Raw genomic sequence first — 20360 nt, 5'->3', positions numbered from 1 at the left:
CAACGTAATCCTCTCAAGGTCCTTCGTGCTGCTAGATGTAATGCTACAGCGGCAAAAAGCCAAACGCCAGTTCCAACAAGGAGGATTAGCGGCGACACGACGGTGCCAGAAACAGCGTAGATTGCTGCAGCACCCGGCGCGAAAACGCCAACTGTAACACAAGAGGTTGATGCTCGGTCGATTGAGTTCGCAAGCAATTTGGTGCGCTCGTTGTGTATTATCTTCATGCCGTATTGCTCATAAATAAAACATTCTTGTCCCGAATAGATTATGCTTCCCAAGGATCATGCACCAGCCAGACAATAGACTAATGCGTGAACCGTGTAATGGCGTTAACCCCGTCTGCTCATTCGCTTGCCATTCTTGGCATCCCGACATATCTCTAGGTGATGGACAGTAAGAAGCCGATGCGGCATACCAGACCCAGCGTCTCCGCCAGCATTTTCGCCGCGGTCAGGAACCGTAACAAACGCCCGGCTGGCATCACCCGCGTCGTGCGCAACGATCTGCTGATCGCTTCCTATAATGTCCACAAATGTGTCGGGATCGATAAGAAATTCGATCCAGATCGCGTTGCCCACGTGATTGGCGAAATTGGAGCGGACGTGATCGCCATCCAGGAGGCAGACAAGCGTTTTGGCGAAAGGACAGGCTTGCTTGATCTTGCCCGTCTCCATCGCGAGAACAGCCTTGTTCCGGTGCCGGTAACTTCGCTTTACCCAAAAGGCCATGGCTGGCACGGCAATCTGCTGTTGTTCCGCGAGGGCGTCGTTCGCCGTGTTCAGCAACTTGTACTACCTGGCCTTGAGCCGCGCGGTGCATTGATGGTCGATATCGATCTGGAAGCGGGACCACTTCGCATCATTGCCGCACATCTCGGCCTCCTCAGACACTCGCGGCAACAACAATCGGAAGCAATTTTGAATGCCGTGAAGGCGGATCCATCGCGTCCGACTTTGCTATTGGGCGATTTGAACGAATGGCGCGTGGGCAAAGGTTCGTCGTTGCACTTTCTTCGCCCGGTCTTCGACCCGGCGAAAAATGCGGTTCCAAGCTTTCCGTCGCGGTTTCCGGTCTTGGCTCTGGACCGCGTTCTTGGCCACCCGCACAGCCTTGTTACAACGATCGAGGTTCACGACACACCCTTGGCCCGTGTTGCATCCGATCATCTGCCGATCAAGGCCTATGTCGATCTGAAATCGGCGTTGGCCGAGACCGAAGAAATCAAAGATAGGGCGAGCCTAGCCAGATGATTCGCTCAACCAGGCGTACCCAGAATGACCTGGCGCGCAGGTTTTGAAGCAGAACCGGTTTCGCTGAGGCCATTGCGTTGCCGACAAGCGCTTCCACTTCGGACGCAAATGCTGCGTCCATCACCTCCAGATCGACCTCGAAATTCAGCCGTAACGATCGCGGATCAAGATTTGACGATCCGACATAGGACCACTGTCCATCGACTACGAGTAACTTGGAGTGGTTGAAATTGCCGGTCGCACGCCAGATGCGACAGTGACCTTTGAGTATCTGATCGAACTGTGCCGTCATGGCACGGTCTACCAGTTTGAGGTTGTTGATTGAAGGCACGACAATGTCGACCTCGACCCCGCGGCGTGCCGCCGTTACCAGAGCGCTGATCAATTCGCGGTCCGGCAGAAAATAAGGCGACATGATGCGAACGCGTGACTGCGCGATGGAAAAGGCCCCCATAAGCATCCGGTGATTGGCTTCGACACTGCGATCCGGCCCCGACGGTACGGCGCGAATGAATACGGGGTCTCCCGGCTGCTTTTCCGGCGTGGCAATATGCCAAGGCTCCCCTGTAAGCGTCTCATGCGTCGCAAATCGCCAGTCCTCGGAGGCAATATGAAACAGATCCGCCACAATGGGCCCGGTTAATCGGAAATGCGTGTCCCGCGCATTGTCTTCGCCCATGACTTCCGCGGAAAAACCTGCCCTGATATTCATGCCGCCAGTAAATGCTACACGCCCGTCGATGATCATTATCTTGCGATGGGTACGAAGATTGGCATAGGGCAAGCGTAAGCCCATGATGATGTTGCCATTGAAGACGTCGACCTTCACGCCGTGTTTGGCGAGATAGCCAACGATGCTTGGAATGGAATATCGAGCACCCACAGCGTCGATCAGTATTCTCACTTCGACCCCACGCTTGACAGCTGCGATCAGCGCGTCGGCGATGTGCAGGCCAAGCTTGTCGCGATCGAAGATGTAGGTCTCAACCAGAATACTGCGCTTGGCTTGGTTAATCTCGGATAGCATCGCGTGATAAGCTTCATCGCCTCCTTGCAATATGTCGATGTTGTTACCGGTCGTAAGCCGGCATCGGCTTACGCGATCTCCAAGTGTCTTCATTGCGGCAAAACGCTTTTCGAAATGCGCCAGAACATGTTTGTCCTTGGCATCGAAACGCATGAAAGCGTCCTGACCAATCTCATGCAGGAATTTGCGTTGCGAGGAGATGGATGACCGTCGGATGCGATTGATCCCCGCGACGGCATAGATGAGTGCACCGATGACCGGAGAAAGGATGATGACGCCGACCCAGCCGATAGCGGCGCGAACCTCCTCCTTGGTCATGGTCGCGTGAACGGCCGCGGGAACGCCGAGAACGATCGACAGCACAAAGAAGATATGCGGTAGGTGGGTATAGAGGTAATCAGCCATTGCGGCGTTTCATGTCAGGACGCTGAGTCCCGGCGGGAACGCCATTCGGCCAAGGACACCGGCTGGTCCGGAATGCGAATTTCAAAACTTGTTCCCGCCCCATCGCCGCCGCGTAACTCAATCATTCCCCCGTGAGCTCGTACCAGTTCATGAACAATAGCAAGACCAAGACCGGTGCCACCTGATCGCGCCGACCCTTTGAAGGCGGTAAACAGATTTTCGCGCGCTTTGGGAGGCAGACCGGGTCCGGTATCGTCAATGCCGATGATAGAGGTTGTGCCGATCTGACCGGCGGTGATTGTCAATCGCTTGATCACGGACGGATCACTTCGGGTGTCGCTAGCCATGGCTTGAATCGAGTTGCGGCACAGATTGGAAATGACGCGGAAGAATTGGTCTGGATCGACATCGATTTCAAAGTCGGGCGGCACCAGGTTCTTGAATTCGATCTCCGATTTTGCGTCGAGATTTAGCATCTCCTCAACGTCGCTGATGATCGTGCGCAGCTTGACCCGCCGTCTTTGCGGCGGTGCTTCCTGTGTGCCGCCATAGGCCAGCACGGTCTGGGAATAATTGATCGCGCGATCAATGGTACGCACCAATTTAGGCACGAAACGCTGGATCGCCGGATCGCTGGTGTTTGCGAGGTGATCGGATATGAGCTGCGCCGAGGCCAGAATATTGCGCATGTCATGGTTGATCTTGGAAACCGCAAGGCCCAGATCGGCAAGGTGCTTCTGCTCCGACAACGTCCGTTGCAACTGGTGCTGCATATCTGCGAGCTCGCGCTGGGCTATGCCGAGTTCGTCTTCGCGAGGTTCCGGCTTGATAATACGTTGCGGATCGTCCGGTGCCTGGGCAAAGGCCAGCATGTTGTCACTCATGCGCTGGATCGGTCGGATGAGCAGGCGGCTGATCGTCAGGAAAACCAGGCCCGCCGTAATGAGCGAAATAAACAACGAGATCAGTGCGACATTCCTGGCATAGCGCAACATCGCATTGCGCAACGGAGCGTCGGAGGTAAGGAGTTCGATAACCTTGCCGGTATCTCCAACCGGACCATAGACGCGGATAATCCGGTGTCCGCCGTTGATGAGCGTGTCGAATGCATCGCGGATCATTGTAACCGGGTCCGTGACAGTGATATCGATGTGCTTGTCCACTTTGGAGGGCATCTCCGATACCGCAAGAAGCCTGGAGGCTCCTTTTTCGCGCAGAACAATCGCCTTCGTTCCTGTCGCTAGAAGGACGTCATTCTGCACTGATTGCGGTACATTCTCGCTATCGCTCGCAGCTAGCACCACGCTGGCCGCAGCAACGGTGTTTAGCCGGTCGGAAAGCCAGCGAACCCGCATATCTGCGATGATGGGGATGAAAATCATCACTTCCGCGAGAAGGCCGAACAAAAGGGTGAGGCGCAGCAACTTGCCGGAAAGACGTTTCAGAACGGGCAAACGCCGACCGGCATGCAGAGGCACACTCGTGTTTTCTGGCTTTTGCTGCGTTGCCGTCATGTACGCTCCATCGGCATTCGATGTAGGTCAAATGCTTGCCTAGCACAATAAATCAGTTGGGTGGATTTGCCTATTTTTGAATCTTGTCAATCAATTGACTTATCGGCATCCTGCCTCTATAAGCCGCGCACGTCTGGGCTGACCGCCCCCACGACGGATATCATCGGCATATTTGCGTATGCTAAATGGCGGTCCTGATATGCTCCTGTCAAAGAACAGACCACAAGAAGGGCCGCACACCGCGGTATTTAACAAATGAAGCGTACTTATCAGCCATCCAAGCTTGTCCGCGCACGTCGTCATGGGTTCCGTGCCCGTATGGCAACGGCAGGCGGCCGCAAGGTTATTGCAGCGCGTCGCGCTCGCGGTCGCAAGCGGTTGTCGGCATAAGGCATTCCGCGCAGACTTGTGCGGTTGGCCAGAGTTGGCACTACAGAATGAATGAGCAAAAACCACTCCGCCTTCGCAAGAGAGCGGAGTTTTTGACTGTCCGGAACGGAGAAAAGCGCCGCGGCGTCTACTTTCTTGTCGAAGTCAAAGAGCGAGAGGACCAGGTTGGACCCCCGCGCGTCGGTTTTACGGTCACCAAAAAGAACGGAAATGCCGTTATTCGCAATCGCATCAAGCGGCGCCTCAGAGAGGCGGTGCGCGTCAATGTTGCTGATGACATGCAAGCTGGAACCGACTATGTGATCGTTGCTCGCCGCGATGCGCTGAACGCGCCGTTCGCTGACTTGACGCGGGAACTCTCCAAACGGGTTTCCAGGAAAATATTGACCCGGCGTTCGACGAAAGCCTAGCAGATACGGCGAACCCGACCCAAGGACTGACAATGGAAACCAACCGTAATTTCTTCATCACCATTGCCTTGTCCATTGTGATCCTGACGCTTTGGCAGGTGTTCTACATGAACCCCAAGATCGAAGCGCAGCGCGAACAGGCCCAGATCGAGGCCACGCGGCAAGGACAAACCCGTGTTGACGGACAGGCAAGCACGCCGGCAGGTACTGCCACCAACGGCAATGCAACAAACAATCTTCCGTCGTCGACCCCAGCTGCTCCTGATGCCAATGTTCCAGGCCAGTCGCAGGATGCTACCCAGGCAGGTAGTCTCACGCGTGCCGCTGCCCTTGGTCAGACACAGCGTATCAGGATCGATACACCCAGCCTGGGAGGCTCGATCAGTCTGACCGGTGCGAGGCTAGATGATCTGCAGCTGAAGCATTATCATGAGACCGTCGACGATAATTCGCCAAATATCGAATTGCTAAGCCCTGCGCAGATGGCCGATGGCCAGTTTGTGGAGGTCGGGTTCACGGGAAATGATCTAACCGGGACTGTGCCCGGTCCGACGACCGTCTGGACCCGCGAGGGCAACAACGATTTGACGGCGTCCACACCTGTTACGCTGTCCTATACCAATGAGAAGGGTCTGGTCTTCAAACGGACGATCAGTGTCGACGAGAACTACATGTTCACAGTCAAGGACGCTGTGACCAACACGACCTCAGCACCTGTTTCGCTGGCCTCTTACGGACGTGTGACGCGCTTCTCGAAGCCTCTGCATCCAAGCACCTACGTGCTGCACGAGGGCCCGATAGCCGTGGTCAACGACAAACTGATCGAATACAAGTTTGCAGCGATTGAAGAAGAGCGGGAAGTTGCGCCAGACCGGTCGACCACCGGCGGATGGGTTGGAATTACCGATAAATATTGGGCTGCTGCGCTCGTTCCAGCACAGGCAACGCCGTTCAAGATACGCTTTTCATACTTCGATGACGGACGTCCGCGCTATCAAAGCGACTATCTCTCTGATCCGGCGACAGTCCAGCCGGGCCAGACCGCATCGACCGACAACCTCATCTTCGCAGGGGCGAAAGAGGTCGGCAGGATCAATGCCTATATGAATGACCTGCATATTCCGCTCTTCAAGAACTTGATCGACTGGGGCTGGTTCTATTTCATCACCGAGCCGATGTTCTATCTTATCGACTGGCTCTACAAGGCTATCGGAAACTTCGGCGTCGCCATTCTGGCGGTGACTGTTATCCTGAAAGCCTTCTTCTTCCCGCTTGCCAACAAGTCTTATGCCTCGATGGCGAGGATGAAGCTGGTGCAGCCGAAGATGACGGAAATCCGTGAGAAATATGCGGATGACAAGGTCAAGCAGCAGCAAGCCATGATGGAATTATACAAAACGGAGAAGATCAATCCGATTGCCGGCTGTTGGCCTGTCCTGATTCAGATTCCGGTTTTCTTTGCGCTCTACAAGGTCCTCTACGTGACCATAGAAATGCGCCACGCGCCGTTCTTTGGCTGGATCCAGGATCTGGCTGCTCCCGACCCGACATCGTTGTTCAATCTCTTCGGCCTTATCCCGTGGGCGGTCCCTGCGTTCCTGATGATCGGCGTCTGGCCTTTGATCATGGGTGTCACCATGTTCCTGCAGATGCGCATGAACCCGACACCGCCGGATCCGACCCAGCAAATGATCTTTAATTGGATGCCGCTCATATTCACATTCATGTTGGCGACTTTCCCAGCAGGATTGGTAATTTACTGGGCGTGGAACAATACTCTGTCGATTATCCAGCAGGGCATCATAATGAAGCGTCAGGGGGTCAAGGTTGAATTGTGGGACAATCTCACCGCGCTTTTCCGCAAGAAACCGAAACCCGCCGAATAATAGTGAATCACTAAGCTAAGCAGATTGCCCCCGGCTTGATCGGGGGCTTTTCTTTTGCGCGGTTGACAAGCCTCCCATAAACATTGATTGCAATCATGGCCGGCGGCAAATGGATGGAAGAAATTGAGCGAAACGCAGCAAAACATCAACAGACTTGCCGAAAAGGGCAGAATGCTCTTTGCACAGGGCTGGGTTTTCATTCGCGGTGTTCCTGCGATGAAGTTTCTGCCGCCGGAGGGCCCGCTCGAAATTGCGTTCGCCGGACGCTCCAACGTCGGCAAATCATCACTGATCAATGCGATCATCGGCCAGAAGGGTTTGGCGCGAACGTCGAATACGCCTGGACGGACGCAGGAACTCAACTATTTCGTTCCGGATGGCCATTCAGGCGAAGGCGGCGACCTTCCGCCACTCGCCGTCGTCGATATGCCAGGCTATGGCTTCGCTGAAGCGCCCAAAGAACAAGTCGATGCCTGGACACGGCTGGTCTTCGATTACTTGCGCGGACGTACGACGCTCAAACGTGTCTACCTGCTGATTGATGCCCGCCACGGTGTGAAGAAGAATGACGCCGAGGTGTTGGACCTGCTTGATCGGGCTGCTGTATCCTACCAGATCGTCTTGACCAAGATCGACAAGATCAAACCCGCCGGAGTACCGCGTTTGATCGAAGAGACAGCGCAGGCTATCAGAAAGCGCGCCGCAGCCTATCCGGAAATCCTGGCGACATCGTCTGAAAAAGGCGCCGGGCTGGATGAACTCCGGGCGGCAATTGCCCAGCTTCTCGAAGAACAACGTAAATAAAAAAGCCCCACGCGACCCGGCGGATCGAGCGGGGCAAAGTCCTGGCGCACTCTGCGCAAATGAACCAGGGTCTCTGACTACATTTTTGGCAGAAGAACCTTGTCAATCACATGGATGACGCCGTTCGATTGCTTGACATTGGCGATGGTGACTGTAGCCACCGTGCCGTTTTCATCGGTCAGAGTAAGCGTCTTGCCCTTGTATTTGGCGGTCCATACGCACCCACCGACCGTCTTTACCGGATGAGCGCCTTCGTCATCATCGATCATCTTCATGAGGGTCTTGGATGAAGCGTTGGCAGCAACGACGTGACAGGTCAGGATCTTCGCCAACTTTTCCTTGTTTTCGGGCTTGAGCAGCGTATCGACAGTGCCTTTCGGAAGCGCGGCAAATGCCTCATTTGTAGGGGCGAATACCGTAAAAGGCCCCTTACCCTGAAGCGTTTCGACAAGGCCGGCCGCTTTGACTGCAGCCACGAGCGTCGTGTGATCCTTGGAGTTCACGGCATTTTCAATGATGTTCTTGTTCTCGTACATGGCCGCACCGCCGACTGTCGGGTTCTTGGCGTAGGCAATTCCGGCAACCAGCATGGTCGAGAGTGCGATCAGGCCCAGTGATTTCTTCAACATACTTGATCTCCATTGTTTGGTTCCCCTCGGGTGAGGACAGATGGAGATACGGGACGTTGGAGGCTTAAGTTTCAGGCGTCGTCAAAATTTAACGTTCTAGATTTTCCGCACGATGCCCGCAGCGACAATGGGGCCGGTAGGCGCGCCGCCTGGTGCACCTCCAACGGGCTCTACAGTCAGCGCCAGTGTCGTGCCGTCGCGCAATTTGGCGAGTAATGACGACGGCAGGTTGAACTCTGTCACTTGCGGCGAAACCATCAGGCCGAGCGATACCGGCGCTTCATTGCCGGCAATCAGCCAAAGTTCAAGCGAGCGGTCTTTTGGCATGTCGCCGCTGACGACAGTTACTTTCAGTTTCTTGGTCCGGTCGTCGAAAACCGCCAGCGTGTGGACGGGGCTGCCTTGTGTTTCCATCGATGCGACCAGTTGCTCGCTTGTCCGGGCAGGTCGCTCGATCAAATCACGACCAATCCCGATGACAGCAAAAGCAAGTGCGGCGAAGGCCAGTCCGCGCCAAAAGGCAATATTGTTCCAGAATGACGAACTAGCGGCCACTTCGATTGCGAACAAGCGTTGGTCGATCCGACTCTTCAGCTGTTGCGGAGCTTGCGCCGCGTCATACTCATCGTTGAGAGGATCTAATTGCTTTTGCCAGCGTGCAACCAGTTCCGCAAACGGCTTGTCCGTTTCGATACGCCGCGCAACTTCCCGACGTTCCTGCTCGGGGAGCACACCCAACACATATTCGGCGGCGATGAAATCATCGCCCTCCGGTATCATCTTGTCATCGGGTTCAGTCGGGCTCATCCCTCCAGGCATTCCTTCAGTTTTATCAGGCTGCGGCGCAGCCAGGTTCTCATTGTATTCAACGGCACATTATAGCGGCTGGCCAGTACCTCGTAACTGTCGCCATTCAGGTAGGCGCCACGGACGGCCGCTGCTCTGTCTGCCTCCAGCTGGCCGAGGCAATCATAGATCCGTTGCGCTTCCCCACTGGCGACAGCGGCCTGTTCGGGATTGGGTGACGACTCAAAAACGTCTGCAGCCTGATCCAATTCGACTGCTGCAGGCTTGCGGGACCGTAATACGTCAATGGAGTGATTGCGGGCGATCGCCACCAGCCATGAAATAGGACTCGTGTCAGCGACCGCGAATCGCCCCGCTTTGTTCCAAATCTTGACGTAGATGTCCTGTAGCGCGTCTTCTGCTTCCGTTCGATTACCCAAGACACGCAGGCATACACCAAAAAGTTTCGCGCTTGTGGCGGCATACAGCACATCAAAAGCCGCGCGGTCCCGTAGCGAAACTCGCGAGATCAGCTCCGATATGCCTTCAGGCGTCATACAAATGGCGTTTCCAACTCTTATCGCTCAATTTAAATCTGCCGAGGGGTTGCGCTGTCAATGGCAGATGAAAAAAACGTCTGCCAATAGCCTAAATCATGTTTGCCCGAAACCGTCTTTAGCGTTAAGAACCCCCGTCCTTCCCAAGCTGGAGCTTGCGCATGTCCTCCACATCCGACGCCGACCACACTGCTGAAATTCAGGCAAGTCTGCTTTCTGCTGCTCTGCCCTATATGCAGCGGTATGAAAACAAGACTGTCGTCGTAAAATATGGTGGCCATGCCATGGGTGACGCGGCTCTCGGTAAGGCATTCGCTCGCGATATAGCGCTGCTCAAGCAGTCCGGCATAAATCCCATCGTTGTCCACGGCGGCGGACCGCAGATCGCGTCCATGCTGGCACGCATGGGCATCGAGTCCAAGTTTGAAGGCGGACTGCGCGTAACCGACGCGAAGACGCTCGAAATTGTCGAGATGGTGCTCGCAGGCTCGATCAACAAGGAAATCGTCGCTTTGATCAATGCCGAGGGCGAATGGGCAATCGGCCTGTGCGGGAAGGATGGCAATATGGTCTTTGCCGAAAAGGCGAAGAAGACCATCATCGATCCCGATTCCAACATCGAGAAGATCGTCGACCTCGGATTTGTCGGCGAGCCGGTAGAAGTCGACCGCACTCTGCTCGATCTTCTCGCTCGTTCCGAGATGATACCCGTCATTGCGCCTGTTGCGCCCGGGCGTGATGGCCACACGTACAATATCAATGCAGATACGTTCGCTGGCGCGATCGCCGGCGCGCTTGCCGCCTCTCGCCTTTTATTTCTTACGGACGTACCAGGTGTTCTCGACAAGGACAAGCAACTTATCAAGGAACTTTCCGTCGCGCAGGCACGCTCTCTGATCAAGGATGGCACGATATCCGGTGGGATGATCCCGAAGGTTGAAACCTGTATCGATGCGATCAATCGCGGTGTCGAGGGTGTGGTCATCCTTAATGGCAAGACTCCTCATTCGGTTCTGCTCGAACTTTTCACAGAACGCGGTGCAGGAACGCTACTCGTTCCCTGATCATTTTTTGAGATGATCAAGCGGGATTTTCCCGGGCCCTTTGATATTCTGCAGCACCAGTTGGGTATGCACATCTCGCACGCCCTTCAATCGCATCAGCCTGTGCATGACGAAAGCATTGAGATCGTCCACGGTGGGCACCATGACGTGCAGGAGAAAATCATGTTCGCCGGTCATGGTCCAGCAAGACGAAACCTCGTCCATGCGCTCAATTTCTGCGATAAAGCGCTCGGGAGAATCGTCGCTATGGGTGTTGAGACGCACCTGTATGAAAACTTCGACCATCAGTCCGATCGATCGTCGGTCGATGGAGGCTGTGAAGCCTTTGATAACCCCGCTCTCCTGCAGCTGCTCGAACCGTCGGGCGCAGGGTGTGGCGGACAGGCCGATCAATTGGGCGAGGTCAGTTATCGCAACGCGCCCATTGCTTTGGAGAATTTGCAGCATCTTGATTTCGAAATCGCTGAATTGAGTTGAAGTCACTCGAATTTTTCCTTATCCTTCGCTAATTCACTCATAATAATGCTAAGAGCAGCTGATTAAGTCAAATCCTCTCATTTTCCCATCGTATCCTCCTGGAAACCAATCGAGGGGGAAACGATGACTATAAGCGTTGAGGCTTATGCCCGGGAGTGTGCCGAACAGGGACTTCGCGGCAACTACGCGGTCTGCCAAGCGGACTTCACCGTTGAACAGAAATATGACTATTCCGATGAAGACCAAGAGGTCTGGCGCACCCTTTGCGATCGCCAGACAAAATTGACTGAGAAATTAGCGCACCACAGCTATCTTGACGGCGTGGATGCCCTGGGACTTCTCGACCGGATACCGGATTTTCACGAGGTGAGCGAGCGGCTTCAGAAATTGACCGGTTGGGAAATCGTTGCCGTGCCGGGTCTTATCCCGAATGAGCCGTTTTTCGACCATCTTGCCAACCGGCGCTTTCCGGTGACGAACTGGCTGCGCAGCAAGAAAGAGCTCGACTATATCGTTGAGCCGGACATGTTTCATGATTTCTTCGGTCACGTTCCTATTCTCAGCCAACCAGTATTTGCGGATTTCATGCAGCTTTATGGCGAGAAGGGGGGAGCAGCATCACGCATGGGCGGGGAACAGCTGGCAGGCCGGCTATACTGGTACACTGCCGAGTTTGGCCTTATGCGCGAGGGGGGCGCGTCACTCAAAGCGTTTGGTGCCGGTCTTATGTCGTCGTTCAGTGAACTGCAATTCGCTGTGACGAGTCCCGATGCCCATCACGTGCCGTTCGATCTGGAAACGGTGATGCGTACGGCATATGAAATCGACAAGTTCCAACGGGCATATTTCGTGTTGCCATCCTTTGCCGCGTTGAGAGATGCGTTTGAGAAAGCCGACATGGCGAAACTGGTTGCGCGCTGGAAAGATGTTGATCCATTGGATCCGGCAATGGTCTGAGATAGCCAGAAACGAGCCGCTATAGACGGTCGTCTCAGGCCGCATTCTTCATATTGGACTCGATGATCACGCAATTGCGGCCGTTACGCTTGGCCTCGTACAACCTGCGATCGGCGATCTGAAAATGATCGGCGATTGCTCCATTTGCCAGTCCAACAATACCCCCGATACTGACACTCAGCGCGACGCGTTCGTTTTCCGGAGTGTGGAACTCAATGCGGTTCACCGCCGCCCGAATGGTTTCGGCGATGGATTTGACGTTTTCCTCATCATCCATTGCCAGAAAGACAGCGAATTCCTCGCCTCCGATGCGTCCAATACTGTCCTCTTTACCGAGGCAGCCAGCGATACTCTGTGCGATCGCCATCAAAGCGCCATCGCCATTATAATGGCCATGAACATCATTGATTTTTTTGAAATGATCAGCGTCTATGATCAAAAGAGAACTTGCCCTTTGGGTACGGACATCCTCGATATGGTTGAAAAACGCTTCGCGATTGAGGAGGCCCGTCATGCTATCGCGTGATGACTTCTCGAATAGTTTCGCATTGGTGATCTCAAGCTCCTGCATGACGTGATTGAGTGTTTCGAGGGTCAGCCGCAGTTTTTCCGACTGACGAAAAACGATGAAGGAAATGGCAGGAGAAATCACCAAGGGGCAAATGGTCGCGATCATATATCCCCGTGCGTCATGCATATCATTGGCCGTCATGATGACCCCGGTAATGAGCAGGGAGCACATAACGGAAACGACCATAACCATTGCACATTTGAGGAGAATTCTGGACATCGGACCTCGGAGACAGCTTTAATCAGTACGAAAAACAGGTGAAGCGGTCGTTAGCGAAAAATTTAAAAACGGTCGTAGTTCAGACTCTTTTCGTCTATTGATTCGGGAGCGAAACAGAATTTTCTGAATTTGCTTTTGCCTCCCTGAAACGGCGGAACCTTGATCGCGTATGACAAATCAACCAGAATCCTTGAACTTTGCCCATGTGACCGATTGGGTTTTCGATCTCGACAATACCCTCTATCCGCATCATTCAAATCTGTTTTCGCAGATCGATGTGAAAATGACGGACTATGTTGCTGATCTTCTGAAGCTGTCCCGCACCGATGCGCGGCAGATGCAGAAGCAGTTCTATAAGGATTATGGCACGACTCTCAAAGGATTGATGGACCGCTACGAGATCGATCCGGATGACTTTTTACGGAAAGTCCATGATATCGATTATTCTTGGCTGGTGCCGGACCCCTCATTGGCCACCGCCATCCGGCAACTGCCCGGCCGCAAGTTCATTTTCACCAACGGTAATCGTGGGCACGCCGAGCGCGCCGCGCGTCAGCTTGGTGTTCTCGACGAGTTTGATGACATTTTCGACATTGTCGCGGCGGAATTGCTGCCGAAGCCTGCTCAAGAGACTTATGACCGCTTTTTGGCGCTGCACAAGATCGACGCGGCAAGCAGCGTGATGTTCGAGGATCTGGCGCGCAACCTTATCGTGCCGAAAGCTCTGGGAATGACGACGGTCCTGATCGTTCCCAACAATTTCGAACCGACATTCTCGGAAATCTGGGAACGCGATCCAGGTCATACCGATCACGTCGACTATGTTACGGACAACCTTGCCTCGTTCCTCAGCGCCATCCTGCCAGGTCAGACGGCGCTGAATGTACCTGCGTAGAGGGCTCTAGGTCAGTTCATAGAAGGTTTTGATCACGTCCCAAGCCTCTTCGGCAGTATCGACGAATGTAATCAGCTCTCTGTCGGACGGTGAAATGACGCCCTGCTCCGCCAGGAAATCGAAGTTGATTGCCTTTTCCCAAAATGGCTTGCCAAACAGCAGAAAGGGAATGCGCTCCATACGTCCGGTCTGAATGAGGGTGAGGGCTTCGAAAGTCTCATCCATCGTCCCGAAGCCACCAGGAAAGATCGCCATGGCTTTGGCCCGCATGAGGAAATGCATCTTGCGAATGGCAAAATAGTGGAAGTTGAAGCAAAGCTCCGGCGTCACGTAGGCGTTAGGTGCCTGTTCGTGCGGTAGCACGATATTAAGGCCGATCGTTGGCGCACCGACGTCAGCGGCGCCGCGATTACCGGCCTCCATCACGCCGGGACCGCCTCCGGTGACGACAACGAATTCGCGATTATAGGTCGTTGAAGAATAGGTCGAGCAAAGCTGCGCGAACTTGCGTGCCTCGGCGTAGTAGTGAGAATTGGCTTCGAGGTTCTTCTTCTGGGTTTCGTTTTTTGCAGCCCAGGCAGCACCGCCGGGTTCCGGAATACGCGCCCCGCCGAAAAGCACGACAGTTGATCGAATGCCGCGTTCCGCGAGTGCCATCTCCGGTTTAAGGAGCTCGAGTTGTAGACGCACTGCACGAAGTTCACTCTTCGTCATGAAATCTGGGTCGGCAAAGGCCAGCCGATAGGTAGGTGATTGGGTTTGCGGCGTTTCCGGTGCGCTCTCTACGCGGCGTACAGCTTCGGAAGAATGCGAGAACGGCGTCCAGCTGTGTTTTTCATCAGTGTTCAATTGGTTTTCTCCTTCTGCGGACACTTATGGCGCTTAGAGACATAAAAATCGATTCCTCATCCAACAATGTGGCGCAGCGAATTGACGCTCTCGCAGACTTAACATAGTAGCCCTTGTCATTAGCCATAACCCGCCCGTTTAATGGAGTGATCTGAAATGTCCAAGCCCGATCTGGCCAGTCTCGAGACGACGATCGACAAGGCCTTCGAAGAACGCGATGCAATCAGCACCGAAACGCGTGGCGAAATACGGGAAGCAGTCGAGGCCTCTCTTTTGCTGCTCGATAGCGGAGAAGTTCGCGTTGCGGAGAAGCAGTCGAACGGCGACTGGAAAGTCAATCAATGGCTGAAAAGGGCGGTCCTGCTTTCCTTCCGGCTTAACCCGATGGGCATTATCGAGGGTGGCCCTGGCGGTGCAACCTGGTGGGACAAGGTGCCATCGAAGTTTGACGGCTGGGGTGCGACTGAATTTGCCAAATCAGGTATTCGCACCGTTCCCGGGTCGATTGTCCGCCGCTCTGCCTATATTGCCCCCGGCGTGATCCTGATGCCATCTTTTGTCAACCTTGGCGCTTACGTCGACGAAGGGACCATGGTCGACACATGGGCGGGGGTTGGTTCGTGTGCCCAGATCGGCAAGCATGTTCATCTTTCAGGCGGTGTCGGCATTGGCGGTGTTCTCGAACCCATGCAGGCCGGACCTACGATCATTGAAGACAACTGCTTCATCGGAGCACGTTCCGAGGTGGTCGAGGGCTGTATCGTTCGCGAAGGCTCCGTGCTTGGTATGGGCGTATTTATCGGTAAATCGACCAAGATCGTTGATCGCGCTACTGGTGAGATTTTCTATGGCGAAGTCCCGCCGTATTCGGTGGTCGTGGCAGGTTCAATGCCCGGCAAGAACCTTCCAAACGGCGAACCAGGTCCAAGTCTTTACTGTGCTGTAATCGTCAAGCGCGTCGATGAAAAGACGCGTTCCAAGACCTCGATCAACGAGTTGCTGCGGGATTGATCCGATTCAGGAATGAGAGTTATCAGTCCCTCTTTCCTGAATTTTCATCTCACGAACTTCTTCGACGGAATGGCTTCGTAATGATTTGCCCTCAGCCCGTTTCACACAGGCAAGCACCTTGCGTGTGAGCGGCACGGCGATGTTTTTCTCGTCGGCCAACCGGACGATAACGCCTTGCAGGTAATCGATCTCGGTGGCGCGCCCCCGCGACAGGTCTTCCCACATGGACGAGCGGGCGTGCGGGTTGATCGCGAGCATTCGCGCCGCGACGATGCGAAACAGAAAATTCGGCAATCGGAGAATCCAGGGAAGCATCGAGGGCGACACCCCTTGCACTTTGGCCGGTGTGATACCGTGCGCTCTCACAACTTTGAGACCTTCGATCATCTGATCCGCTATCAGAAGCCGCCAATTTCGGTCGGCCAACTGTTCAACGAGCGGCAGGTTCGAAAGGGCATTGGGAGCATTGTTGAGATTTATCAGCAGTTTGCCCCACAGGATACCTTTCATGTCCGAATGCACCTGGACGGAGAGCCCCGGAACCGAAAGAACCTCTGCCAAGCGATCCAAGGTGTCGTCGATGAGAATGGTCCCCGGCATTGTCCGCCTAACATTAAGCGGGCTGACGCCAGGCTCGGACTGAACGACGTTGAATGGAACCATTCCCGAGACAACAGTCGCTTCCGGAGGCAGATGTTGTCGGAGAGTATCAGCGTTTCCGACGCCATTTTGCAGGCTGACCACAATGACATTGGATGGCGCACTTTCCCTTATCGACTTGGCCATCTCCTCGGTAGCGCCGCTCTTGACGGCGACGAGAATAATGTCGGCTTGCCGGAACGCGATTTCAGGATCAATTGTCAGGGAAAATTGCCCGGGCTCCACCAGTTTTTCCGATCCATCCGGGTCAATGATTTTTAGGCCCTCCTGCTGAAGTCCCTCAATCATTCGAGGCCGAACCAACAAGGTCACTGCCTTGCCTGCCACAGCGAGACGCCCGCCCACGTAGCGTCCGATCGACCCGGCGCCGGCTATGACAATCCGGCTATCAATTCCGATCATGTTGCTGGTCCTTGGTTGAGTCGCTGGTGTCATTAAATCAGACGCAGGAACTACCATCCAGTACGTGACAGGATCGTGCTTTTCCATTATCGCTTTTGGCCATGAAATCCTCGACCGATCCAATACAAAACCTTGGCAAGCTCATCGCATGTCGCTCAATTACACCTTTAGAGGGCGGGGCTTTAACGGTGGTTCAATCCATGCTTGCCCCGATGGGCTTCGAGGTCGAAAGGCCCGTCTTTAGTGAAGACGATACACCGGATGTCGAAAACCTATACGCGCGGCGCTCCGGCAATGGACCTCACCTGATGTTCGCGGGTCACACGGATGTCGTGCCGGTAGGAGATGAAGAAGCGTGGACCTATCCACCGTTTTCGGCGGCCATCCATAATGGTGAAATGTATGGGCGCGGCGCCGTCGATATGAAGGGCGGGATTGCCTGCTTTGTCGCGGCTGTAGGGCGCCATCTGGAGAAGCACGGGGGACTCAATGGTTCGATATCTTTTGTGATTACCGGCGATGAAGAGGGACCTTCCATCAACGGGACAGGAAAGCTGCTGGAGTGGGCCAAGGCAAAAGGCGAGAGCTGGGACGCTGCAGTTGTTGGCGAGCCGACAAATCCCGAAAAACTGGGCGACATGATGAAGATCGGGCGTCGTGGCTCGTTGTCGGGCACAATCGTCGTTAATGGCGTGCAAGGCCACGTTGCCTATCCGCACCTGGCCGATAATCCTGTACGCGGGCTGGTGACACTGGTTGAAAGCCTGCTTTATCCAGCTTTCGACACTGGAACGAAAGACTTCCAGGCCACCAATCTCGAAATCACAACGATTGACGTCGGCAATCCGGCGGTAAATGTCATCCCGGCAAAAGCCACAGCGACGTTCAATATTCGTTTCAACGACACCTGGACCGATGAGACACTGATGGCCGAGATCCACAACCGTCTCGATAAGGCTGCTGGTCGGCGCAAGCTGCGCCCTGGCAAAACGGCGCCAGTGAACTACGAGCTGACTTGGCGTGACCACCCAAGCCATGTTTTTCTGACGCACGATGAAAAACTGATAGGTACCCTGATCTCGGCAGTCGAAGCGACAACAGGAAAGCGCCCGCAACTTTCCACATCAGGCGGCACGTCGGATGCCCGTTTCATCAAGGATTATTGCCCTGTCGTTGAATTCGGACTTGTCGGCAAGACGATGCATATGGTTGACGAGCGAGTGGCGATTGCCGATCTTGAAACACTGACGCAAATCTACGAACGGTTCATCGCGGATTTTTTTGCATGACTACGAGTGAAATGCCGGATTTTGACGAGATTCAGCAATATATGTGGGGCGCTTGGCGCATGATGAATGGTCATGCCGACGGGCTTGACCAACTCGATTTCACCGAAGATGGCTTCTGGCAGTCGTTCCATGCGATTACGATTTCCTTGCCGCCGCTCATCCTCGGCTGGATTATCTTCGCCAACGACATGATCTCATTGCAGCCGGAAACGGGTAACCGATTTTCCATCATGGGCCGCGTAGCGTTTGTCGATTTGGCGGCCTGGGTGGTCCCGCTGGTCGTTCTCGCGCTACTTGCCCGACGGCTCGGTCTGAACAAGCGCTTTAGTCCCTATGTTGTCGCCAGCAATTGGGGGACGGCAATTGCCGCCTGGCTGATGGTACCCGCGACGCTGGCACGGCTACTGCTGCCTGGTTGGCCCGCTTTGGCAACAGGTTTTGGCCTTGTCCTCTATGGCGGCATAATGTACCTGACGTACCGTTTGACGCATGTCGCGTTGAAAAAATCCCATGCATATACGGCCACGTTTTTCGTGGTCATGATTGTCGGGTCGCTGTTCCTGATGATCCTGCTTCAGAACCTGCTGGGGATTTCCCTGCCTGAACCGGCAATGATGGGATAGTCAACGCCGACAAGATAAAGACCGTAGGGCGGGGCTACGGGCCCGCAGGCCTTACGATCGCGGGCGACAAGCGCAGCGGTGACATCATCTGCATCCCAGCGCCCGCATCCGACCTCATTGAGTGTTCCGACAAAAGAGCGGATCTGGTTGTGCAGGAATGATCGCGCGGATGCCTTGATCTCGACGATTTCACCGCTGCGAGCGACGCTCAAATGGTCGAGCGTTTTGACCGGGCTCTTTGATTGGCATTGGGTTGCGCGAAACGTTGTGAAATCATGGGTGCCGATGAGCCGTTGCGCGGCGTCGTGCATGGCCATTTCGTCGAGCGGTTTCTTTACCCACCACGCGCGGTGCGCCTCAAGTGGCGCGGGGGGTCTGCGGTTGATGATGCGGTAAAGGTAGTGCCGGCCCGTCGCCGAAAACCGCGCATCGAAATTGCTCCCGACGAGTTCGACGTTGATGATGCCAACGGTTTCCCCCGCGATGACCAGATGGGCGTTCAACGCCTCGCGTACCTTGGAACTGGCCCAGTCTTTCGTCAGATCAACATGCGCGATCTGTGCCGTCGCATGCACGCCGGAGTCTGTGCGGCCAGCGGCGCCAAGGGCAACCGTTTCGCCGCAGAATTTGAAGATCGCCTGTTCGATGGCGGCCTGAACAGTGTGGCCGTTCTCCTGCCGCTGCCAGCCGGCGTAGGGCGTGCCATCATATTCAATGGTGAGCTTGTAACGAGGCACTTAGATCTTGTTCATGGCAGGCGCGTTCCCTGTGCGATCTTGGCGCCGCGCTGGAACTCCAAACCATCCAAGACCTTCCCGCCCGCACGCTGCAAAGAGCGCAGGCGAACAGCGCCTTCGCCACAGGCGATGCGCAGATCGTCGCCGAGTACGGTTCCAGGATCACCTATCCCGGTTGCCGGGATCGAACGCAGCAGTTTTACCCGTTCAAGCTCCTCGCCGATTTCCATCTCGCACCATGCACCCGGAAACGGTGCAAGGCCGCGTATACGATTATGAACATCGATGGCAGCTTGCGTCCAGTCGATGCGCGTTTCCGCCTTGGTGATCTTGGAGGCATAGGTGACGCCGTCTTCGGACTGCGGCGTGAGCGTAAGACTGTCGCGCTCCAGTGCCGCCATGGCGCGAACCATCAGATCGGCGCCCGCCATGCTGAGCTGGTCGTGCAATTCGCCTGCAGTCATATCCGCCGTAATTTTCACCTTTTCGGCCATGGCGACAGGGCCAGTGTCGAGACCCTCGTCCATTTTCATGATCATGATCCCCGTCTCATCATCGCCGGCCATGATCGCACGCTGAATAGGCGCCGCTCCGCGCCAACGCGGCAGCAGCGAAGCGTGTCCATTGTAGCAGCCAAGTCGCGTACCCTCGAGAATTGCGGCAGGCAGGATGAGCCCGTAAGCAACGACCACAGCTACATCGGCCTCAAGGTCGCGAAACGCCTGCTGCTCTTCCTCGGACTTCAAACTTTTCGGTGTCCGCACTTCAATGCCGAACTGTTCGGCATTGCGATGCACCGCCGAGGGCGTCAGCTCCAGCCCGCGCCGTCCTGCAGGGCGCGGTGGCTGACTGTAAACCGCAACTATTTCGTGACCTTGGCCGATCAGGGCGTTGAGGATGGGTACCGAAAACTCCGGTGTTCCCATGAAGATAATTCGCAGGCTC

22 protein-coding genes are annotated in these 20360 nt (G+C 55.0%); 11 read left to right on the top strand and 11 right to left on the bottom strand.

The features are described 5' to 3' along the window. Nucleotides 1-386 precede the first annotated feature (386 nt). Entirely contained in the window at nt 387-1253 is an 867-nt protein-coding gene (locus N8E88_RS15230; protein ID WP_410010650.1) for an endonuclease/exonuclease/phosphatase family protein, read from the top strand. Here the strand turns inward: N8E88_RS15230 and cls are convergent. Next, on the bottom strand, nt 1225-2685 hold the full coding sequence (gene cls / locus N8E88_RS15225; protein WP_262294396.1) for a cardiolipin synthase: 1461 nt from the start codon (nt 2683-2685) through the stop codon (nt 1225-1227). The genes N8E88_RS15230 and cls overlap by 29 nt on opposite strands. Before the next feature lie 14 nt (nt 2686-2699). Continuing rightward, complete coding sequence (locus tag N8E88_RS15220) at nt 2700-4199, bottom strand: sensor histidine kinase (protein WP_262294395.1); 1500 nt, start codon at nt 4197-4199, stop codon at nt 2700-2702. Between the two features lie 255 nt (nt 4200-4454). On the opposite strand from N8E88_RS15220, the gene rpmH reads away from it, so the two are divergent. From rpmH to yihA, 4 genes are all read left to right on the top strand, one after another. Then, entirely contained in the window at nt 4455-4589 is a 135-nt protein-coding gene (rpmH, locus tag N8E88_RS15215) for a 50S ribosomal protein L34 (protein WP_040853797.1), read from the top strand. 47 nt (nt 4590-4636) lie between these two features. After that, nucleotides 4637-4999 carry a ribonuclease P protein component gene (gene rnpA / locus N8E88_RS15210; RefSeq protein WP_262294394.1) on the top strand — a complete coding sequence of 121 codons (363 nt, stop codon included), beginning with the start codon at nt 4637-4639 and terminating at the stop codon, nt 4997-4999. Nucleotides 5000-5031: 32 nt separating this feature from the next. Next, the gene (gene yidC, locus N8E88_RS15205; protein ID WP_262294393.1) at nt 5032-6885 is read left to right on the top strand and encodes a membrane protein insertase YidC; all 1854 of its coding nucleotides are present in this window, start codon (nt 5032-5034) and stop codon (nt 6883-6885) included. Between the two features lie 171 nt (nt 6886-7056). Beyond that, entirely contained in the window at nt 7057-7689 is a 633-nt protein-coding gene (gene yihA / locus N8E88_RS15200; RefSeq protein WP_262295489.1) for a ribosome biogenesis GTP-binding protein YihA/YsxC, read from the top strand. Nucleotides 7690-7766: 77 nt separating this feature from the next. Here the strand turns inward: yihA and N8E88_RS15195 are convergent, their stop codons facing one another. The 3 genes from N8E88_RS15195 to N8E88_RS15185 all read right to left on the bottom strand — a co-directional run bounded on the left by N8E88_RS15195 (nt 7767) and on the right by N8E88_RS15185 (nt 9661). Continuing rightward, a complete protein-coding gene (locus N8E88_RS15195) occupies nt 7767-8318 on the bottom strand; it encodes a fasciclin domain-containing protein (RefSeq protein ID WP_262294392.1) in 552 nt (183 codons plus the stop codon). A 96-nt stretch (nt 8319-8414) separates the two neighbouring features. Next, a complete protein-coding gene (locus N8E88_RS15190; protein ID WP_262294391.1) occupies nt 8415-9125 on the bottom strand; it encodes an anti-sigma factor in 711 nt (236 codons plus the stop codon). Next, entirely contained in the window at nt 9122-9661 is a 540-nt protein-coding gene (locus tag N8E88_RS15185) for a sigma-70 family RNA polymerase sigma factor (protein ID WP_262294390.1), read from the bottom strand. Before N8E88_RS15185 ends, N8E88_RS15190 begins: the two co-directional genes overlap by 4 nt. A 161-nt stretch (nt 9662-9822) precedes the next feature. Between N8E88_RS15185 and argB the strand changes: the two genes are divergently transcribed. After that, nucleotides 9823-10725, top strand: a complete 903-nt coding sequence (gene argB / locus N8E88_RS15180) for an acetylglutamate kinase (RefSeq protein WP_262294389.1) — start codon at nt 9823-9825, stop codon at nt 10723-10725. On the opposite strand, the gene N8E88_RS15175 is transcribed toward argB, so the two are convergent. Further along, on the bottom strand, nt 10726-11172 hold the full coding sequence (locus tag N8E88_RS15175) for an Lrp/AsnC family transcriptional regulator (RefSeq protein WP_262295488.1): 447 nt from the start codon (nt 11170-11172) through the stop codon (nt 10726-10728). It lies immediately after the preceding gene. Nucleotides 11173-11325: 153 nt separating this feature from the next. Between N8E88_RS15175 and phhA the strand changes: the two genes are divergently transcribed. Then, a complete protein-coding gene (gene phhA, locus N8E88_RS15170) occupies nt 11326-12159 on the top strand; it encodes a phenylalanine 4-monooxygenase (RefSeq protein ID WP_262294388.1) in 834 nt (277 codons plus the stop codon). Nucleotides 12160-12193: 34 nt separating this feature from the next. Here phhA and N8E88_RS15165 read toward each other — a convergent pair whose 3' ends face one another. Next, nucleotides 12194-12949, bottom strand: a complete 756-nt coding sequence (locus N8E88_RS15165) for a GGDEF domain-containing protein (RefSeq protein ID WP_262294387.1) — start codon at nt 12947-12949, stop codon at nt 12194-12196. 169 nt (nt 12950-13118) lie between these two features. Here N8E88_RS15165 and N8E88_RS15160 point away from each other — a divergent pair, with 169 nt between their 5' ends. After that, nucleotides 13119-13844 carry a pyrimidine 5'-nucleotidase gene (locus N8E88_RS15160; protein ID WP_114427971.1) on the top strand — a complete coding sequence of 242 codons (726 nt, stop codon included), beginning with the start codon at nt 13119-13121 and terminating at the stop codon, nt 13842-13844. 6 nt (nt 13845-13850) lie between these two features. On the opposite strand, the gene N8E88_RS15155 is transcribed toward N8E88_RS15160, so the two are convergent. Then, nucleotides 13851-14693: an LOG family protein gene (locus N8E88_RS15155; RefSeq protein ID WP_262294386.1), complete on the bottom strand. Its 843-nt coding sequence runs from the start codon at nt 14691-14693 to the stop codon at nt 13851-13853. 156 nt (nt 14694-14849) lie between these two features. Between N8E88_RS15155 and dapD the strand changes: the two genes are divergently transcribed. After that, nucleotides 14850-15704 carry a 2,3,4,5-tetrahydropyridine-2,6-dicarboxylate N-succinyltransferase gene (gene dapD, locus N8E88_RS15150; RefSeq protein WP_262294385.1) on the top strand — a complete coding sequence of 285 codons (855 nt, stop codon included), beginning with the start codon at nt 14850-14852 and terminating at the stop codon, nt 15702-15704. A 6-nt stretch (nt 15705-15710) separates the two neighbouring features. Here the strand turns inward: dapD and N8E88_RS15145 are convergent, their stop codons facing one another. Beyond that, on the bottom strand, nt 15711-16766 hold the full coding sequence (locus N8E88_RS15145; RefSeq protein WP_262294384.1) for a 2-dehydropantoate 2-reductase: 1056 nt from the start codon (nt 16764-16766) through the stop codon (nt 15711-15713). Nucleotides 16767-16867: 101 nt separating this feature from the next. Here N8E88_RS15145 and dapE point away from each other — a divergent pair, with 101 nt between their 5' ends. Both dapE and N8E88_RS15135 read left to right on the top strand, forming a co-directional pair. After that, nucleotides 16868-18055: a succinyl-diaminopimelate desuccinylase gene (gene dapE / locus N8E88_RS15140; RefSeq protein ID WP_262294383.1), complete on the top strand. Its 1188-nt coding sequence runs from the start codon at nt 16868-16870 to the stop codon at nt 18053-18055. Next, nucleotides 18052-18678, top strand: a complete 627-nt coding sequence (locus N8E88_RS15135) for a hypothetical protein (protein ID WP_262294382.1) — start codon at nt 18052-18054, stop codon at nt 18676-18678. Before dapE ends, N8E88_RS15135 begins: the two co-directional genes overlap by 4 nt. Here the strand turns inward: N8E88_RS15135 and truA are convergent. Together truA and fmt are read right to left on the bottom strand one after the other, a co-directional pair. Beyond that, nucleotides 18630-19415: a tRNA pseudouridine(38-40) synthase TruA gene (gene truA / locus N8E88_RS15130; protein WP_262294381.1), complete on the bottom strand. Its 786-nt coding sequence runs from the start codon at nt 19413-19415 to the stop codon at nt 18630-18632. The two genes, N8E88_RS15135 and truA, sit on opposite strands and share 49 nt — an antisense overlap. A gap of 11 nt (nt 19416-19426) precedes the next feature. Then, nucleotides 19427-20356 (bottom strand): methionyl-tRNA formyltransferase, encoded by a 930-nt coding sequence (gene fmt / locus N8E88_RS15125; RefSeq protein ID WP_262295487.1) that lies wholly within the window; start codon nt 20354-20356, stop codon nt 19427-19429. Nucleotides 20357-20360 lie beyond the last annotated feature (4 nt).

It is taken from the genome of Phyllobacterium zundukense (assembly GCF_025452195.1).
Classification (GTDB): Bacteria; Pseudomonadota; Alphaproteobacteria; order Rhizobiales; family Rhizobiaceae; genus Phyllobacterium; species Phyllobacterium zundukense_A.
Note: the sequence above shows the minus strand (reverse complement) of the source record. Positions and strands in the feature narration are given on the sequence as shown.

Bases quoted from the DNA above. Each gene is read 5' to 3' on its own strand.
- cls (WP_262294396.1), bottom strand. From the start codon at position 2,685: ATGGCTGATTACCTCTATACCCACCTACCGCATATCTTCTTTGTGCTG.
- N8E88_RS15220 (WP_262294395.1), bottom strand. From the start codon at position 4,199: ATGACGGCAACGCAGCAAAAGCCAGAAAACACGAGTGTGCCTCTGCAT.
- rpmH (WP_040853797.1), top strand. From the start codon at position 4,455: ATGAAGCGTACTTATCAGCCATCCAAGCTTGTCCGCGCACGTCGTCAT.
- rnpA (WP_262294394.1), top strand. From the start codon at position 4,637: ATGAATGAGCAAAAACCACTCCGCCTTCGCAAGAGAGCGGAGTTTTTG.
- yidC (WP_262294393.1), top strand. From the start codon at position 5,032: ATGGAAACCAACCGTAATTTCTTCATCACCATTGCCTTGTCCATTGTG.
- yihA (WP_262295489.1), top strand. From the start codon at position 7,057: ATGCTCTTTGCACAGGGCTGGGTTTTCATTCGCGGTGTTCCTGCGATG.
- N8E88_RS15195 (WP_262294392.1), bottom strand. From the start codon at position 8,318: ATGTTGAAGAAATCACTGGGCCTGATCGCACTCTCGACCATGCTGGTT.
- N8E88_RS15190 (WP_262294391.1), bottom strand. From the start codon at position 9,125: ATGAGCCCGACTGAACCCGATGACAAGATGATACCGGAGGGCGATGAT.
- N8E88_RS15185 (WP_262294390.1), bottom strand. From the start codon at position 9,661: ATGACGCCTGAAGGCATATCGGAGCTGATCTCGCGAGTTTCGCTACGG.
- argB (WP_262294389.1), top strand. From the start codon at position 9,823: ATGTCCTCCACATCCGACGCCGACCACACTGCTGAAATTCAGGCAAGT.
- N8E88_RS15175 (WP_262295488.1), bottom strand. From the start codon at position 11,172: ATGCTGCAAATTCTCCAAAGCAATGGGCGCGTTGCGATAACTGACCTC.
- phhA (WP_262294388.1), top strand. From the start codon at position 11,326: ATGACTATAAGCGTTGAGGCTTATGCCCGGGAGTGTGCCGAACAGGGA.
- N8E88_RS15165 (WP_262294387.1), bottom strand. From the start codon at position 12,949: ATGTCCAGAATTCTCCTCAAATGTGCAATGGTTATGGTCGTTTCCGTT.
- N8E88_RS15160 (WP_114427971.1), top strand. From the start codon at position 13,119: ATGACAAATCAACCAGAATCCTTGAACTTTGCCCATGTGACCGATTGG.
- dapD (WP_262294385.1), top strand. From the start codon at position 14,850: ATGTCCAAGCCCGATCTGGCCAGTCTCGAGACGACGATCGACAAGGCC.
- N8E88_RS15145 (WP_262294384.1), bottom strand. From the start codon at position 16,766: ATGATCGGAATTGATAGCCGGATTGTCATAGCCGGCGCCGGGTCGATC.
- dapE (WP_262294383.1), top strand. From the start codon at position 16,868: ATGAAATCCTCGACCGATCCAATACAAAACCTTGGCAAGCTCATCGCA.
- N8E88_RS15135 (WP_262294382.1), top strand. From the start codon at position 18,052: ATGACTACGAGTGAAATGCCGGATTTTGACGAGATTCAGCAATATATG.